A 16076-nucleotide genomic window follows, 5' to 3' on the forward strand; every position below is an offset into this window, starting at 1 on the left:
CACAATGTTTGGAGCGATGCCAGATTTCAATCAAAGTCTAGAAATGTTCAAAACCATGTGGGGTAATTCCCCCACCCCTGGCGATATGTCAGGCTTTGGGGCTGGAATTGGGGGCGGTGCCGGCATGCCTACCTTGGATATTGAAGAGCTTGATAAGCGGATTCAGGACCTTAAAAGCGTTGAAAACTGGCTCCAACTCAACATGAACGTCTTGCGCAGCACGATTCAAGGCCTGGAAGTACAAAGAGCCACTTTGGCGGCCTTGAAGAGCTTTAGTGCTGCAATGACCCCAGAAGCATTGGCTGAAGCCACCAAAGCAGCCCAAAAAGCCGCCAGCCAGGCAACCCAAGCAGCCTCTGATATGGCCACCGAAATGGCTTCGGGCAGCTTTACCGGCAAGAAAACCTCAAAACCCCGTCAGAGCAAACCTCGCGCAACAAGTACCCGCCGCGCCAAAGGTGATTAAGGTGGGCGATGGCCTCGCCCATCGCAAAGGTTAACTGATGCAAATCCAACTCCCGCTTGAATAAAACCGGGACTAAATCCCTGGCACTTTGAGGGCTGCTCTTGCAGGCCTCCAAAGTGTCAGCCAATCGATCTCGATGATGGTCATGAAGTTGTTCAATGCGCACATGCAGCCCCTTAAAAGGCTTTCCGTGGGACGGCAAAACCAAAGCATCCTCTGGTAATTGCTTTAAAGAAGTCAGTGACTCCAAATAAAGACCCAATGGATCTGCATCAGGCTCCGTATCAAAAACGCTGACGTTGGTTGAAATGCGCGGCAAAACCATGTCCCCAGAAATCAATGTTTGTGTTTTATCGCACCACAAACATGCATGCTCTGGCGCGTGACCATAGCCAACCAATACCTGCCAATCTTGCCCACCAATCTGAATAAGCTCTTGATCCATGATTCTTCTGAATCTTGGAGGAACCGAGGGAACCATATTGCTGAAATAATTTGCTCTGGCCCGAATCTTTATCAAGTCTTCTTCATTGGCTAGGCCATGACGCGCAAAATGATCTGCAGCTCCACCGCCACCTGCGACCGATCCAACTTCTGAACCCCTTGGATCAGACAACCATTTTGCTAAAACATAATCCGTCATCGTCATCCACAAAGGAGCCGACCATTTTTCTGATAGCCAAGAAGCCAAACCAATGTGGTCAGGGTGCATGTGAGTCACAATGATTCTCACGATGGGTAGATTTTCTAGCTCAGCATCAAAAATATTGAGCCATGCATCTTTAATAGCTTGGTTAGATACCCCACAATCTACCAAAGTCCAACCATCTCGCCCCTCGAAGCAATCCCTGATCAACCATAAATTAATGTGATCCAAAGCAAAAGGCAGAGGCATGCGCACCCACTTCAAGCCAGCATGAATCTCCTGCGTTGCACCGGTCTTAGGCATCTGATCATCAAATGGATAAATAATTTTTTTCATACCAATTTATAAGTTTTTTAAAACACTCGTATCAACTACCTGTAATATTCATCTATCAACATCCGTGACACATCATGATGTTCAATTAACACCGAAAATTAAGCCCATGATTACATCTAACAATCCTTATATTCTTAGCAAGCTTCTTGAGAACAATAAAGAGTGGGTTGACTCAGTGACCAAAAGCGATCCTGATTACTTTAGCAGACTTGTGCATCAACAAGCGCCTGAATATTTATGGATTGGCTGCTCAGACTCTCGCGTTCCTGCCAACCAAATCACAGGCCTCGCTCCTGGTGAAGTATTTGTTCATCGCAATATTGCCAACGTGGTTGTTCACACCGACCTCAACGCACTATCAGTTATTCAGTTTGCCGTTGATCAAATCAAAGTGAAACACATCATTGTGGTCGGACACTATGGTTGCTCAGGCGTGAAAGCTGCACAAATAAAAGCCAGAATTGGTTTGGCCGATAACTGGATCAGGCATGTTCAAGATGTTCAAGATAAACACGGCAAATATTTAGGGCAAGTTTTAAGAGAATCAGATCAGTTTGATAAGTTATGCGAATTGAATGTGATTGAGCAAGTCATGAATGTTTGCCAAACCACGAGCGTTCAAGATGCTTGGGCCAGAAATCAGGAAGTCACTGTGCACGGCTGGATTTATGACCTAAAAGATGGACAGGTACGAGACCTTGGTATCAGCATCAAAAATGCCGATGAATTAAATGCTCGCTATCAAACAATCCTAGAAAAAAATTACCCCCAAAGTGAATAAGCCAGAAATTATTAAGCGTCCAGAATCACCCTGCATTAATTTATGCACCATGGATGATGAAGACCGCTATTGTTTGGGTTGCCATCGAACCCTTGATGAAATTGCTCTATGGTCAAGTCTTGATCAAGAAGAAAAAGAATCGGTTTGGCTACTTCTTGAAGAGCGCTCAAACTTAAAGACTAAATAAATACCCATCTATAAATAAAGATGTAGAAACAATTTGGCCCCACCTACCAATAGGTAGATGGGGCCAATTTTTTACTGCAGTTATCTAATTAAATAACTAATTAATCTGCGTAAACGCCAGCCTTCTTGATGATTGGAGTCCACAAATCAATTTGAGATTTCAAATGAGCTTTGTGACCAGCAGCACTAGAATTCTTTGCATTAGGAATATTAGCGCCTAAGTCAGCCATCTTAGCTTTGTAGCCAGCATCGTTGATACCTGCTTGAAGAGCAGCAGAAATCTTGTCAGTTGCATCCTTAGGAGTTCCCTTTGGCGCATAAACACCGTGCCAAACGTTCACTTCAAAGTTCTTCAAACCTTGCTCATGCATTGTTGGAATGTCTTTGAATGCAGCAATACGTTGCATTGTTGTTGCACCATAAGACTTCACTGAACCTGCCTTCAGTTGGCCTGCCAAGTTTGTTGTTTGATCGCACATCAATTGAACTTGACCACCAATCAAATCTGTCAAAGCCGGGCCAGTACCTTTGTATGGAACAGTTGTCATGTCTTGCTGAATAGCGCTCATGAACAACAATCCGCATAGGTGTGAAGCAGAACCAAGACCAGCATTTGCATAGTTAACTTTAGTTCCGTTTGCTTTGATGTAAGCAAGCAATTCAGTTAAGTTTTTAGCTGGCAAATCCTTGTTAGCAACCATCACCATTGGCACATCTGCAACCATTCCAAGGTGCTCAAAATCTGTCATTGGATCGTAGCCCAAGTTTTTGTACAAACCTGGAGCTGTTGACATACCAATGTGATGAATCAACACGGTATAACCATCTTTAGGGGCATTCATTACTTTTTTAGCAGCAATCGTACCGCCAGCACCTGGTGAGTTATCAATGATCACCTGCTGTTTTAATGTCTTACCCATTGCTAAAGCAATTTCACGAGCAACTTTGTCTGTTGGACCACCAGCAGCAAATGGAACAACCATTGTTACTGGCTTGTCAGCTGGGAATGCTGCGTGTGCGCCAGCAGAAAGGCTGCCAGCGATAATACCTACTGCCAACATGGCATGACGAATACTTTTCTTCATAAATATCTCCTATATGGTTGTTGCCGTAAAAGAAGCAAATCAACAATACGATTGTAAGGAATTATTAAGAAAAATCACCAAAAGTAATTCTGAAATAGACTGGTATTTACCCTAGGGTTGCCGAATTTACTTGATAAATCAGGGATTCCGACAGTTTCAAAACCCATGTCTAACTTAAGGGATTTACTCAGGGAGACTCATGCCAAGCAGGTGGTCTGATGTGATGGTGACTTTTTCTTTGATGGCACGTTTGGCAATTTTTAAGACTTGCTTATCTTTGCTGATCAAAGCAGATGGTCTAAGACTGTAGGCCAAGTTAATGAACACTTGATCATCGCGGTCTTTACATTTCCATGGCGCTTGGCAAAGCTCATCATCAGAAATGATTCTTGCCCAATTTTTCCATTGCTCACTGATGAGCTGTTGCTGATCTTTATCTAAAGAAAATTGTTCTCGTCCGATAACGTCCAGAAACTCTGCAAAAGTTTTTTCAGTGGCAACGGCGTCTAATTGTTTGGCATCAAGAGCTGCTCGCAAAGGATGGGCTCGTTCATCATCAAATACCAAAACATCCAAAAGAATATTGGTATCTAAAACAATGGTTGGCTTCACTCCACCGTCACCGATTTTGCAAGATTACGAGGCTTATCAACATCAGTGCCTCTGGCGCATGCCGTGTGGTACGCCAGCAATTGAAGTGGGATGACGTGCAAGATAGGTGATAAATCACCATAGTGCTCAGGCATGCGAATCACATGGATGCCATCTTCAGCACGTATTTGTGTATCGCTATCGGCAAAAACAAACAGCTTTCCGCCACGCGCTTTCACCTCTTGCATATTCGACTTGAGCTTTTCTAACAAAGCGTCATTGGGTGCCACTGTCACTACTGGCATTTGTTCTGTGACCAATGCCAACGGCCCATGCTTTAACTCTCCAGCAGGATAAGCTTCTGCATGGATATAAGAAATTTCTTTTAACTTGAGCGCACCCTCAAGTGCGATTGGATAGTGAAGACCACGCCCTAAAAATAAAGCGTTTTCACATTGAGCAAAAGCCTCGCTCCATGCAATGATTTGTGGCTCAAGGGCCAGCACTGCATGAATCGCTGAAGGCAAATGACGCAAATGATTGAAGGCGTTCCGCTCTTGCTCAATCGTTAAACAGTTTTTATTTTTCGCTAAAGATAAAGCCAACAAATACAAACCAACCAATTGAGTCGTGAAAGCTTTGGTTGAAGCAACGCCGATCTCTGTGCCAGCATGCGTTAAGAATTGATACTTTGTTTCTCGAACCATCGCACTGGTCGCCACGTTACAAACTGCCAGAGTTTCTTGATGACCCAAGGATTGAGCATGTCTTAATGCTGCCAAGGTGTCCGCTGTTTCTCCTGATTGAGAAACCACCACAACCAAGGCGCGAGGATTCGGCACAGTTTTGCGATACCTGTATTCACTGGCAATCTCAACTTGAGTTGAAATACCTGCCACATCTTCAATCCAATACTTAGCCGTGCTCGCTGCGTAATAACTGGTGCCACAAGCCAAAATCAAAACACTGTCAATGTTTTTCCAATCAACTTGCTTGGCGCCAAACAAACTGAGCTCAGCAGACTCTGCATGACCCAAAGTATCTGCAACAGCGCGCGGCTGCTCAAAAATCTCTTTTTGCATGTAGTGTTGATATGGGCCTAAATCAACTTCAGCACTTTGCGTTGGCACTGGCTTTTTAGTTCGCTCTTGAACTTTGCCAGACACATCGGTGATGATGACTTGATCTGTTGTTAAAACAGCGATGTCACCTTCTTCTAAGTACGCCATCATGCTGGCATGATCAGACACAGCCAATGCGTCTGAAGCTAAGAAATTTTCTTGATCGCCATAAGCCACCACCAATGGTGAACCAACTCGTGCACCAATCAATAAACCTGGCGCATCTTTGGCAATCACAGCAATCGCATAAGCACCGTGTAACTTTGGCACAACGGCACGCACAGCTTTTGCCAAATCTCGCACAGACATGTTGATGTATGTTTGATGAATCAAATGCGCAATCACTTCGGTGTCCGTTTGAGACACAAACACATAGCCCGCGGCCTTCAATTCTTCGCGCAAGCTCTCATAATTTTCAATGATGCCGTTGTGCACCAAGCCAATCAAATCACCAGAAAAATGTGGGTGAGCGTTGACAGTGTCTGGTTTACCGTGCGTGGCCCAACGGGTGTGAGCAATACCAACATTGCCTGACATCGTCTGACCTTGATCAGCCAAATCAGCCACTCTTGCAGTGGTGCGTGCACGCACCAACTCTTGACCACTTAATAAAGCAAAGCCACAGGAATCGTAGCCACGATATTCAAGTCGGCGCAGACCTTCGACCAAAATACTGACGACATTTTTTTTAGAAACTGCACCAACGATCCCGCACATGATTTTTCCTGTTCCCTTGCTTAGCAATACTTCAAAAAGTATTTACTTTGATTTTTTTGTGGGCCTTTGCCAATTCAATGAAACTTGCTTGACCCTTGTGACAGTCAATTGATTGGCAGGGGCATCTTTGGTCAATGTTGTTCCAGCACCTAAGGTGGCACCTTTGCCAACAGTGACAGGAGCTACCAACTGAGTATCAGAGCCAATGAATGCCTCATCTTCAATCACTGTGCGATGTTTATTCACACCATCGTAGTTACAGGTGATGGTGCCAGCACCAATGTTTACTTTTTTACCGATGGTGGCATCGCCAACATAAGCCAAATGATTGGCTTTACTGCCTGTACCAACATCGCTATTTTTAATTTCAACAAAATTACCCACGTGAACTTCTTCGGCAAGCACTGTGCCTGGGCGCAATCTGGCATAAGGTCCGATCACACTGCCAGCACCAACGGTTGCTTGGTCAATATGAGTGAAGGCTTGAACCTTAACGTTGGCATCAATGACAGCGTCTTTGATCACGCAATGCGGACCAACCGATACGCCTGAACCAAGGACAACCTTTCCTTCAAAGACGCAACCGATATCAATTTGAACATCGGTGCCACATTGAAGTTCTCCACGAATATCTATGCGAGATGGATCCAATAATGTGACGCCTGACTCTAATAAACGATTGGCCAACTCGCGCTGCCAAACTCGCTCCAAGTCAGCCAATTGAGCGCGACTATTAACGCCGACTGTTTCCCAATCATTGCTGGCTTGAGTTGTATAAACCGGAACACCTTCGGCAACTGCCAAAGCAATCACGTCGGTCAAGTAGTACTCGCCCTGCGCATTGTTTGGCTTCAATTCTTTTAACCAGCCTTTTAATTTCTCAGTTGGCAACGCCATGAAGCCAGTATTAATTTCAGTGATTTGACGAATCTCGGCGCTGGCATCCTTTTCTTCAACAATCCCGGATACATCGCCATCTTGATTGCGCAGTATTCGTCCATAACCGGTTGGGTTGGCCATATGTTGAGTCAACAAACCAAGGCCGCCAGATGCTGCCAACCCTGCCAACTGTTGCAAGGTTTGGGTCTGTATCAAGGGCACATCCCCATAAAGGATCAATGTCACTGGATCATCAGATAATTGATCGCAGGCCTGTAAAACAGCGTGGCCAGTGCCTTTTTGCTCTGACTGAAGGGCTGTTTTGGCTTGAAATGCTGTTTTTGAGAGAAATTCTTGAACAAATTCACCGCCATGCCCCAGAACGAGGATGGTTCGATGCTCGCCCTCCAAGGCTTTGGCACTGGTGAGTACGTGCTCAAGCATGGGCCGTCCGGCGATTGGATGGAGCACCTTGGGAAGCGTTGACCGCATGCGCTTTCCCTGTCCAGCAGCTAATATGACAATATTCATTAATAATAATTATATGAGCTTATCCAAACCTCTCCAAACAATCAAAATAACGGCCATTTGCTGCGTTTTTTTACTGATCACTGCCTGCAGTGCGGTGAGGTTTGTCTACAACCAGGGTGACACCCTGGTTCGATGGTGGATAGATGATCACATTGGCTTAACCGCCGAGCAAGAAATTCTCACGCGCGAACTCTTAGAGCAACAATTCTGGTGGCATCGCACAGAACAACTGGCCGGCGTTTCTAAAACATTAGAGCAATTGCGCCGCCAGCTTAAACGCCCGCTCTCAACCGATGAGGTCAGCCAGTTTGCGGATGACCTCAAAAAGTTCATGTATGCCATCGCGAAAAAAACAACTCCGGATGCTGCCAAGATTTTTACTACTTTACAAAGTAATCAAATCGAAGCAATGCAAAAAAGGATGCAAAAGGGCAATGAGAAATTCGCTAAGGAATGGCTGCCCCCAACTTTAGAAAAACAAAATAAAGTTCGCGCAGATAAAGTCATTGATCGAGTGGAGTGGCTGTTTGGTAGCATCAATAAAGAACAAGAAGAAAAAATCAGGCAGCACATCAACAGCAATCCATTAGATATGAACATGGTGTATCAAGAGCGCTTACGCCGTCAAAGTGACTTAATCAAGATTGTTAAATCAATCCAACAAAATAAATTAAATCAGCAACAGGCCGAAGATTTGCTGACAACCTACATCAAAAACTTTGAATACGGCACCACCAAAGAACAACAAGAATTTGGCAAAAGAAGAAATGCTCTAGGCATTCAGCTGAGTGCGTTCATCACTCAAATCATGAATGATGAACAAAGAAAATACGCGAGCGGTCGAGTTGAAACGTGGGCCTTGGATGTTCAAGAGCTGATCAAAGAGTCATCTGTATTGGCTGCCAAGCGTTCTGCTCTGCAGAATCGCTAGAACCAACATCCTGACTTAAATCTTTGAAGTCAAATTGAGTAGCATCCATTAAATGTGAAGGCACCACATTTTGAATAGAACTGAATAGGCTCTCTACGCGACCTGGGTATTTCTTTTCCCATTCCTTGATCAAGGCCTTCATCGCATTTCTTTGTAGATTTTCTTGGCTGCCGCACAAGTTACAAGGAATGATTGGGAAGTCCATCTGCGCAGCATATCTTTCAAGATAACTCTCTGGCACATAAGCCAATGGTCTGATCACAATGTGCTTGCCATCATCAGACTTTAATTTTGGTGGCATGCCTTTTAACTTGCCACCATGAAACATATTCATCAATAGTGTTTCAATAATGTCATCACGGTGATGACCCAACGCAATCTTGGTGGCCCCAAGCTCGCCAGCCACTCTGTACAAAATGCCACGCCTTAAACGAGAGCAAAGACCACACGTTGTTTTTCCCTCAGGAATCACACGCTTCACAATCCCATAGGTATCTTGGTCTTCAATATGAAACTCCACACCCAATTTTTTAAAATAATTGGGCAAAGTTTCTTTTGGAAAACCTGGTTGGTTTTGATCCAGGTTAACGGCCACCAAATCAAAATGAATCGGGGCGCGCTCTTTCAATTTCAACAAAATATCGAGCATGGCATAGCTGTCTTTACCGCCCGACATGCAAACCATGACCTTGTCACCATCTTCAATCATGTTGTAATCGACGATGGCTTGCCCTGCTAGACGACAAAGCTTTTTGTCTAGCTTATTTTCTTCGTAGGCTACTTTGCGTGGATCTTTCATTCTTTGATCAAGAAAATTTCAACACCAACTGCTTCACAATCAGGATAAACATCTGGCTTTGCAGTTGAAACTTTAACGGCTCTGACATTTGGATGAGCCAACATGATTTTTGCAACATCATCACATAAAGTTTCTTGAAGATGAATGTGTCCCTTAGAAACTCTTTCTAAAATGCTTTGGCGCATGAAATCATAATCAACGACTTCATCCAGACTATCTTTTGATGGTGTGTTTTCTACCAAAGGTACAAATAAATCAACATTGATTAAAACGCGCTGCTCTCCGCGCTTTTCAAAATCATGAACTCCAATATTGATATAAACCTCGTAATTGCTCAGAAATAATCTTCGGCAATCCATCAAGCGAGGGTGAGATAACAATGCTTGCATAATTTACTCCGTCAAAAACATCACGTCACGATTAGTCGAAAGTAAATGCTGCCCACCATCAACATACAAAGTTGTACCAGTTATGGCTTTTGCTTTGGCCAAATAAATCACTGCATCAGCAATATCATCAGGGGTTGATGATTGCTCCAAAGGAGTCATGCTGTGGGCTTTAGCAAAGCCATCTTCAGATTGATCACCTGACACCATCGTGATTCCAGGAGCCAGTCCCACAACCCGCAAATTAGGTGCAAAAGATTGCGCCAACAAATTGGTTGCCGAATTAAGCGCGGCCTTTGACAAGGTGTAAGACAAAAAGTCTGGGTTCAAATTCTCTAATTTCTGATCAAGCAAGTTAATCACCACCCCGCTTGGACCACGAGAGTCGACAGTTCTTAGCTTTGCATGCTGACGATACAGATCTCGAGACAAGATCAATGGTGCAGCCACATTGGTGAGCATGTGACGATCAAGTGAAGCATAGCTAAAGCTTGAAGCCACGTCGTATTGGAATAAAGAAGCATTGTTCACCAAACAAGTGGGCAAACCAAGAGCTTCACAGCACCGATTGATCAACTGACTGGCCTGAGATTCATCTGATAAGTCTGCTTGTAAAGCAACGCCACGCTGCCCAGTTGCCAAGATATCTTTAACCGTCTGTTCCGCAGCGTCTTTGGAGTTGCCATAGTGAATGGCAACATCCCAGCCATCCTTGGCCAAGCCAATCGCAATAGCGCGACCAACGCGCTTGGCGGCTCCGGTTACTAAGGCAATTTTTGGGTTTTTCATATTATTTGCAGCATCACTTATAAGAGTTGTAGACTCGCGAGGTATGGATATTAACCCTAGTAACGAAGAAGCGTCTCATAGTCAAACGCTGGCTCGTTTAATTCAACAAGAAATTCAGGCTCAAAACGGGCAAATTTCTTTTGCTAAGTATATGGAAATGGCCCTGTATGCGCCAGGGTTGGGCTATTACGCCGCAGGCAAACACAAGCTTGGCAGCCAGGGGGATTTCACCACAGCCCCTGAAATCAGCCCTTTATTTGGGGCAACGATTGTTCAAACCTTGCTACCCATCATTGAACATCTTCAAAAACTCAATCAAGCGGTCCAAATCCTAGAATTCGGAGCTGGAACAGGCGCCTTAGCCGAATCGATTTTGACAGAATTAGAGCGCCAAGGCATTGCAGTTCATAGCTACAGCATTCTTGATTTATCAGCTGACTTAATTGAACGGCAACAATCAAGACTGTCCCCTCAATTTGATCAGGTCACCTGGATCAACCAATTACCAAAAAACTTCACAGGGATCATCCTTGCCAACGAAGTTTTGGATGCCATGCCTATTGAGTTGATCACTTATCAAAATCAACAGTGGGTGTTTAAAGATGTTGCCTTGACCACAGAGTCATCTGAAGATGCATCAGAAGCTACCATCGGCTTCAGACATTGTTTGGGCAAGGAAGTTCCTCAAGCAATGCTTCCAGAATGCTTGCAACAACAATCAATCGAAAATGGTTACACCACTGAAATCAATATAAATGCCAAAGCCTGGATAAACAGCATCTCCGAGATCCTAGACATGGGAATCGTATTAACGATTGACTATGGATTTCCTGAGCATGAGTACTATCACTCTCAGCGGAATCAAGGCACTGTCATGGGTCACTATGCGCACCATGCCGTTCAAGATCCATTCTTTTACCCTGGGCTTTGCGATCTAACAGCTCACGTTGATTGGACGAGCATGGCAAAGACCGGTATCAGTTCGGGTCTATCACTTCTGGGATATACAAGCCAAGCTGCCTACTTATTGGATGCAGGCATAGGATCCTTATTGATGGAAAAAGTTGATCCATCGAATGTCACAGAATTTATGCCGCACTCAAACGCCATTCAAAAATTATTATCAGAAGCAGAAATGGGTGAGCTATTCAAAGTGATGTGTTTTGGCAAAAGCGTGCCTTTTGAAGAAGGTGATTTGCCTGGGTTTAGATCAAGGCCCCGACCTTTGTAATTCTTTGTAACTCTCTACAAACCTATTTAATTGCCTTTGATTGCCAAGAGCCTTCGCTCTTCAATCAATTGTTTGATCTTCACTCCAGTCGACGAGCCTTGCTCACCCACCTCTTGAACAATCTGAGTAATATCAACTTTTTTCGCTCGGTCATATGAGTTGAGCAACTGCTTCGTCGGAAGCCTTAATAAATCAGCCACCGCAACAAGCTCATCAAATCGTTCAGGCTTTCTCCAAACATCCACACGATTTAATAAATTCAATAGATTGCGAGGCTCAAGAGTTGCTGACTGCAAACCCATCTGCAATTCACGAACAAGCACAGCGTGATCGCGACACTCCACTGGAATGCCCCACAAGGCCGCCCAAGCATTGATGTCTTCAATACTTAAACTTGATAACAAGACTGCGCAACGCTGAGACAAATTCAATTGGTGATTTGCTGCCAAATCAATGTCGTTCAATAAAGATGAATTTGTTGGATTTAGTTTGGGGAAAAATAATTCAAAAACACCCATCTCAAGCAATACTTCCAACATCCTGGATGGCTTCTCAGACATCAAACCCCTAGAAACTTCTTGCCAAACTCTTTCCTTGACCAATGCGTCTAACTCGCCACTCGAATGAATCTCTTTGAGCAAGGTGAGCGTGGAAGGCTCTATTGAAAAATCAGAAAAACGTGCGGCAAATCTTGCGATGCGTAATAAGCGGACCGGGTCTTCACTGAAGGCTGGGCCAATGTGTCTGAACAATTTATTATTGATATCTTTTTGACCACCATAGGGATCAATCAGATCGCCAATCGGTTGACCATTCGCATCAGCCTCTTTGGCCATTGCATTGATGGTCAAATCACGTCTTGCCAAATCTTGCTCTAAAGTCACCTCTGGGTCCGCATGAAATACAAAACCTTTATAACCAGGCGAAACCTTTCGCTCAGTTCTGGCCAAGGCATATTCTGCGTGCGTGACAGGATGCAAAAACACTGGGAAGTCTTGCCCAACTGGGGTGTATCCCTTAGCCAGCATTTGCTCAGGAGTTGCACCAACAACAACGTAATCAAGATCCTTTACTGGTAACCCCAATAATTGATCTCTGATGGCACCCCCAACAACATAAATCTTCACTTGATTAAAACATCCAATGATTGTGGATTGATCGCAAATACTTTTTCCAAAGCATTTTCAGAACCCGCTGGCAAAACATTGTCTTCGCTCATCGAAGCCAAATTATCTCGAGACATCAAGGTCGGCCCTGGCATCATTTCTAATAAGCCAGCTTGCAAATAGGCCAATGGTTTTGGCAAAGGAATAACAAAACTTTTTCTACCGCCCACCATGCCAGCAAAATTCACCAACTCAGCCAAGGTATACACACGAGGCCCTGCCAAATCAAATACTCGGCCAATCGTCTCTGACATTAAAACTGACTTTACAAATGCCTGCGCAACATCGGACACATAGACTGGCTGAAATTTAACGCTTGCCCCACCCAAAGGCAGAACCGGTGCAAACTTTTGTAGAGATGCAAAGAGATTGATGAATTTATCTTTTTCACCAAACACCACAGACGGTCTAAAAATCGTCCAATCCAAATCACTGGCCTTGACCAAATTCTCTGCATCACCTTTGCTGCGCTGATACATCGATGCGCCTGAGCTACTAGCGCCTAAAGCACTCATGTGAATGTAACGCTTTAAGTGCGCAGCACCCATGGCAGCAATGATTTTTTTAGTTAGCTCAACATGGTTTTTTAAAAACCCTGGGCCATAAGGTGTTCCTGTTTTGTCATGCAACACACCGACCAAATTAATCACCACGCCATCAGGGCCTAAACGTTGGCACATATCAGCCAATACAGCAGGATCATGAATGTTTGCTTCAATCACTTGAAGCTTGGGCAAAACCCACAACTCTTTGGCATACGCAGCTTTGCGGGTTGGCAATAAAACAGTGTGGCCTAGGGCACTCAAGCCACTGGCTATTTTCTGACCAATGAAACCACTGCCACCTATCAATAATATTTTTGCTTCGTTCATCATGGCAATTCCGACAATACAGATGCTTTAGGAGAAACCATCCCAAGATTTTGTTTCAGCGATGGGGTTTTATTGCTAGATAAAGCTGTGTAATAGCTGGCGTTGGCTAAAACATTTTTGACATATCCCCTGGTTTCATTGAAGGGAATTGTTTCTGCAAAAATCGCACCTTCAACTGCTCGAGGTAATTTTTCACGCCACATCTTAGGTCTTCCAGGGCCGGCGTTATAGGCGGCAGATGCCAAGGCCCATGAACCATCCAAGTCCTGTAAAACCATATTCAAATAATTACTACCCAAGGTCAAGTTAACTTTCATGTCATCCAATTGAGATGGCTTAAAGCTATTCATGCCAATTTTTTTGGCCACGTACTTGGCAGTAGCTGGCATCACCTGCATCAAGCCAGAGGCTCCGACATGGGAACGTGCGTTCATGATGAAACGTGATTCCTGACGAATCAAACCATAGGCCCAATTGGTATCTAAACCAATTGATCCAGCGATAGGGGTAAGAGACTCTTTGAATGGGGTTGGGTAACGCAAACTGAAGTCATGCTCTAACTTTGTTCGATCAGCCGTGTTAACTGCACGATCATATAAACCAATTCTCTTAGCGTGCTCAGCCACTGCAATCAATTGCTTATCGCTGAGACTGCGCAATTCCCAATTCCATTCTCTATTGCCCTCAAAACGCATGCCAATGTCATAAAAGCGCACCGCTCTTGCGAAGGCTTTATTTGATGATGCTTGCTTGACCAAACTTTCGTCAGCTGCAACGCGCTTGGGCACATAAATCTTCATGCCCAGATCTTCTCGGGCCAACTGCCCATAAAAATGGTACTGGTCCACCAAGGCTTGCCAACTTTCTTTTGCCAAAGATTCATCACCCAATTCTTTTTGCGCTCTGGCATACCAATAAGTCCAAGCAGGGTCACGCTTTCTGACAGATGGTGTCATATGATCAATCGTTTCTTTGACCATGCGCCAATCACCTTCGCGCAATGCAGCCCTGACCTTCCACTCTTGAGTTTCTGGAGTCAGCAATTGATGATGACCCAACTCATGTTGTAGCTTGAATGCTTTCATGGCATTGGGATCTAACTTCTTGGCCAAATACTGACCAATACTTCCCCATGCGGAAACCGTGTTCTCTTTACTGGTGCGCCATGATTTTTTATCAAAATCTCGAAAAGCAGCCTCAGGTGATTTTCTGGCACTTCTGACAACATCTGCCATTGGATCAGGCACATCGAATCGATTGGCCAAAGTTTCAAAATTATTTTCTATGGCCATTCTTGAAAATGTGGCCACTTCGTATTTTGAAAATCCATTGGCCTTGTAGATTGAGTTCACAAGATCTGGACAAGCATCACCAAAGTAGCGAGAGTCCAACAAAATATTTCTTGCTTCAGAAGCCAGGGCATTGACCGGCTCACCCTTGGCAAATCTTGATTGAAGCGCATAACACTTCACCTGCGTGTCATCATTCAAAACAAATTGGGCATACTCACGATCAAAATTAGACCAGTCTTTGCGCTTACCTAAAACCAAGAGCCAATCATTTCGCAATCTGTCAGCCAGTGCAGTGCCCGCGTATTTTTTTAAGAACTGGTCGACTGCATCATCGGCATTTGTTTCAGCTATGGCAACACCACTTTTATCGAATAGGCGAGGTTTGATTTGGAAATATGTCACATAATCAGCAACGTCATAGCTTGACAACTTTTGACCCAAATTTTTAGCCTTGGTCGCATCATTATTTTTAGAAGCCTCTCTTAATTCAAGAAACATCCTGTCATCAGAAGTTAAACTGATGTCTGAAGATTTTTTCTTCGTGGATGCTTGATTCTTTTGAGCATGGCTAAGGTCTGCAGAAGTTGATGCAAAAGCGACGAGCACCAAGCTCAGCAGTAAATGTTTATTTATCAATTTTGTGGTTTTTCGTTGTAGCATAGCCCTAATCATGCCTTATTTTTTCTACTTTTGAATAGCTTGTGAAAACTTTAAATCATTTAAGACAAGAATTACTCGCCAAGAGACTCGATCTTCATCAAGATTCGAGTCTTCGCGACGAACTTGAAGTCAAAATAACTCAGTTCTTAAATGAAACCGATGCCAACTGTGTGGGTATTTATTGGCCGATCAAAAGCGAATTTGACTTGCGTCCTCTGGCGCTCGATTGGTCCTCCAAAAATCCCAAGAAAAAATTAGCGCTCCCGATTGTGAAGCTCAACGAGCCATTGATCTTTGGTGAATGGAATCAAGACACCACTTTGGTCAAAGGCCCTCAAAACATCAATGAGCCCTTGCTTGATTCATTCAGCTCCAAAATCGACCCAGACCTGCTCATCATTCCTTGCCTTGGCTGGTCAGCACAACATGATCAATTTTGGCGAATTGGCTATGGTGGTGGGTATTACGACCGAACCATTGCTGAATTCAAAAAAAATAAGCATGCCGTTAAAACGGTTGGCGTGGGATATAAAGCTTTAGAAGTAAAAGAGGGCGCATGGCGCCCTCAAAGTCATGATCAAGCACTCGACTTGATGATTGTTGCTTAAAGT

Annotated in this window: 17 protein-coding genes; 6 read left to right on the plus strand and 11 right to left on the minus strand. The window is 44.2% G+C overall.

The features are described from left to right. Nucleotides 1-4 precede the first annotated feature (4 nt). The gene (locus tag GQ367_RS08190; RefSeq protein ID WP_215290474.1) at nt 5-466 is read left to right on the plus strand and encodes a PhaM family polyhydroxyalkanoate granule multifunctional regulatory protein; all 462 of its coding nucleotides are present in this window, start codon (nt 5-7) and stop codon (nt 464-466) included. Here the strand turns inward: GQ367_RS08190 and GQ367_RS08195 are convergent. Next, nucleotides 390-1448, minus strand: a complete 1059-nt coding sequence (locus GQ367_RS08195; protein ID WP_215290475.1) for an MBL fold metallo-hydrolase — start codon at nt 1446-1448, stop codon at nt 390-392. The two genes, GQ367_RS08190 and GQ367_RS08195, sit on opposite strands and share 77 nt — an antisense overlap. A 106-nt stretch (nt 1449-1554) precedes the next feature. Here GQ367_RS08195 and can point away from each other — a divergent pair, with 106 nt between their 5' ends. Both can and GQ367_RS08205 read left to right on the plus strand, forming a co-directional pair. Further along, a complete protein-coding gene (can, locus tag GQ367_RS08200; RefSeq protein WP_215290476.1) occupies nt 1555-2229 on the plus strand; it encodes a carbonate dehydratase in 675 nt (224 codons plus the stop codon). A gap of 49 nt (nt 2230-2278) precedes the next feature. Next, nucleotides 2279-2416: a DUF1289 domain-containing protein gene (locus GQ367_RS08205; protein ID WP_215291933.1), complete on the plus strand. Its 138-nt coding sequence runs from the start codon at nt 2279-2281 to the stop codon at nt 2414-2416. Nucleotides 2417-2516: 100 nt separating this feature from the next. Here GQ367_RS08205 and GQ367_RS08210 read toward each other — a convergent pair whose 3' ends face one another. From GQ367_RS08210 to glmU, 4 genes are all read right to left on the minus strand, one after another. Beyond that, nucleotides 2517-3500: a tripartite tricarboxylate transporter substrate-binding protein gene (locus GQ367_RS08210; RefSeq protein WP_215290477.1), complete on the minus strand. Its 984-nt coding sequence runs from the start codon at nt 3498-3500 to the stop codon at nt 2517-2519. 183 nt (nt 3501-3683) lie between these two features. Then, the gene (locus GQ367_RS08215) at nt 3684-4112 is read right to left on the minus strand and encodes a putative toxin-antitoxin system toxin component, PIN family (RefSeq protein ID WP_215290478.1); all 429 of its coding nucleotides are present in this window, start codon (nt 4110-4112) and stop codon (nt 3684-3686) included. Next, complete coding sequence (gene glmS / locus GQ367_RS08220; RefSeq protein WP_215290479.1) at nt 4109-5929, minus strand: glutamine--fructose-6-phosphate transaminase (isomerizing); 1821 nt, start codon at nt 5927-5929, stop codon at nt 4109-4111. The genes GQ367_RS08215 and glmS overlap by 4 nt, the downstream gene beginning before the upstream one ends. 42 nt (nt 5930-5971) lie before the next feature. After that, on the minus strand, nt 5972-7339 hold the full coding sequence (gene glmU, locus GQ367_RS08225) for a bifunctional UDP-N-acetylglucosamine diphosphorylase/glucosamine-1-phosphate N-acetyltransferase GlmU (protein ID WP_215290480.1): 1368 nt from the start codon (nt 7337-7339) through the stop codon (nt 5972-5974). 13 nt (nt 7340-7352) lie between these two features. Here glmU and GQ367_RS08230 point away from each other — a divergent pair, with 13 nt between their 5' ends. Continuing rightward, nucleotides 7353-8270, plus strand: a complete 918-nt coding sequence (locus GQ367_RS08230; RefSeq protein ID WP_215290481.1) for a DUF6279 family lipoprotein — start codon at nt 7353-7355, stop codon at nt 8268-8270. Here GQ367_RS08230 and ttcA read toward each other — a convergent pair. From ttcA to GQ367_RS08245, 3 genes are read right to left on the minus strand one after another with little or no spacing between them, the layout of a single operon-like run. Further along, nucleotides 8218-9069, minus strand: coding sequence for a tRNA 2-thiocytidine(32) synthetase TtcA (gene ttcA, locus GQ367_RS08235; protein WP_215290482.1), 852 nt, complete (start codon nt 9067-9069; stop codon nt 8218-8220). The two genes, GQ367_RS08230 and ttcA, sit on opposite strands and share 53 nt — an antisense overlap. After that, nucleotides 9066-9458, minus strand: a complete 393-nt coding sequence (locus GQ367_RS08240) for a dihydroneopterin aldolase (protein WP_215290483.1) — start codon at nt 9456-9458, stop codon at nt 9066-9068. The genes ttcA and GQ367_RS08240 overlap by 4 nt, the downstream gene beginning before the upstream one ends. Nucleotides 9459-9461: 3 nt before the next feature. Continuing rightward, nucleotides 9462-10244, minus strand: a complete 783-nt coding sequence (locus GQ367_RS08245; RefSeq protein WP_215290484.1) for an SDR family oxidoreductase — start codon at nt 10242-10244, stop codon at nt 9462-9464. A 43-nt stretch (nt 10245-10287) separates the two neighbouring features. Between GQ367_RS08245 and GQ367_RS08250 the strand changes: the two genes are divergently transcribed. Beyond that, on the plus strand, nt 10288-11475 hold the full coding sequence (locus GQ367_RS08250) for a class I SAM-dependent methyltransferase (RefSeq protein WP_215290485.1): 1188 nt from the start codon (nt 10288-10290) through the stop codon (nt 11473-11475). 26 nt (nt 11476-11501) lie between these two features. On the opposite strand, the gene GQ367_RS08650 is transcribed toward GQ367_RS08250, so the two are convergent. Genes GQ367_RS08650 through GQ367_RS08265 form a run of 3 tightly spaced genes read right to left on the minus strand, consistent with a single transcriptional unit; the run spans nt 11502 to nt 15465 of the window. Continuing rightward, complete coding sequence (locus GQ367_RS08650) at nt 11502-12602, minus strand: polynucleotide adenylyltransferase (protein WP_215290486.1); 1101 nt, start codon at nt 12600-12602, stop codon at nt 11502-11504. Continuing rightward, entirely contained in the window at nt 12599-13516 is a 918-nt protein-coding gene (locus GQ367_RS08260; RefSeq protein WP_251370160.1) for a complex I NDUFA9 subunit family protein, read from the minus strand. The genes GQ367_RS08650 and GQ367_RS08260 overlap by 4 nt, the downstream gene beginning before the upstream one ends. After that, complete coding sequence (locus GQ367_RS08265; RefSeq protein ID WP_215290487.1) at nt 13513-15465, minus strand: lytic transglycosylase domain-containing protein; 1953 nt, start codon at nt 15463-15465, stop codon at nt 13513-13515. The genes GQ367_RS08260 and GQ367_RS08265 overlap by 4 nt, the downstream gene beginning before the upstream one ends. 41 nt (nt 15466-15506) lie before the next feature. On the opposite strand from GQ367_RS08265, the gene GQ367_RS08270 reads away from it, so the two are divergent. Next, nucleotides 15507-16073 carry a 5-formyltetrahydrofolate cyclo-ligase gene (locus GQ367_RS08270; protein WP_215290488.1) on the plus strand — a complete coding sequence of 189 codons (567 nt, stop codon included), beginning with the start codon at nt 15507-15509 and terminating at the stop codon, nt 16071-16073. Nucleotides 16074-16076 lie beyond the last annotated feature (3 nt).

Origin of the sequence: Polynucleobacter sp. MWH-CaK5, assembly GCF_018687615.1 — a bacterium.
In the GTDB taxonomy this organism is placed as follows: Bacteria; Pseudomonadota; Gammaproteobacteria; order Burkholderiales; family Burkholderiaceae; genus Polynucleobacter.

Bases quoted from the DNA above. Each gene is read 5' to 3' on its own strand.
- GQ367_RS08190 (WP_215290474.1), top strand. From the start codon at position 5: ATGTTTGGAGCGATGCCAGATTTCAATCAAAGTCTAGAAATGTTCAAA.
- GQ367_RS08195 (WP_215290475.1), bottom strand. From the start codon at position 1,448: ATGAAAAAAATTATTTATCCATTTGATGATCAGATGCCTAAGACCGGT.
- can (WP_215290476.1), top strand. From the start codon at position 1,555: ATGATTACATCTAACAATCCTTATATTCTTAGCAAGCTTCTTGAGAAC.
- GQ367_RS08205 (WP_215291933.1), top strand. From the start codon at position 2,279: ATGGATGATGAAGACCGCTATTGTTTGGGTTGCCATCGAACCCTTGAT.
- GQ367_RS08210 (WP_215290477.1), bottom strand. From the start codon at position 3,500: ATGAAGAAAAGTATTCGTCATGCCATGTTGGCAGTAGGTATTATCGCT.
- glmS (WP_215290479.1), bottom strand. From the start codon at position 5,929: ATGTGCGGGATCGTTGGTGCAGTTTCTAAAAAAAATGTCGTCAGTATT.
- glmU (WP_215290480.1), bottom strand. From the start codon at position 7,339: ATGAATATTGTCATATTAGCTGCTGGACAGGGAAAGCGCATGCGGTCA.
- GQ367_RS08230 (WP_215290481.1), top strand. From the start codon at position 7,353: ATGAGCTTATCCAAACCTCTCCAAACAATCAAAATAACGGCCATTTGC.
- ttcA (WP_215290482.1), bottom strand. From the start codon at position 9,069: ATGAAAGATCCACGCAAAGTAGCCTACGAAGAAAATAAGCTAGACAAA.
- GQ367_RS08240 (WP_215290483.1), bottom strand. From the start codon at position 9,458: ATGCAAGCATTGTTATCTCACCCTCGCTTGATGGATTGCCGAAGATTA.
- GQ367_RS08245 (WP_215290484.1), bottom strand. From the start codon at position 10,244: ATGAAAAACCCAAAAATTGCCTTAGTAACCGGAGCCGCCAAGCGCGTT.
- GQ367_RS08250 (WP_215290485.1), top strand. From the start codon at position 10,288: ATGGATATTAACCCTAGTAACGAAGAAGCGTCTCATAGTCAAACGCTG.
- GQ367_RS08260 (WP_251370160.1), bottom strand. From the start codon at position 13,516: ATGATGAACGAAGCAAAAATATTATTGATAGGTGGCAGTGGTTTCATT.
- GQ367_RS08265 (WP_215290487.1), bottom strand. From the start codon at position 15,465: ATGCTACAACGAAAAACCACAAAATTGATAAATAAACATTTACTGCTG.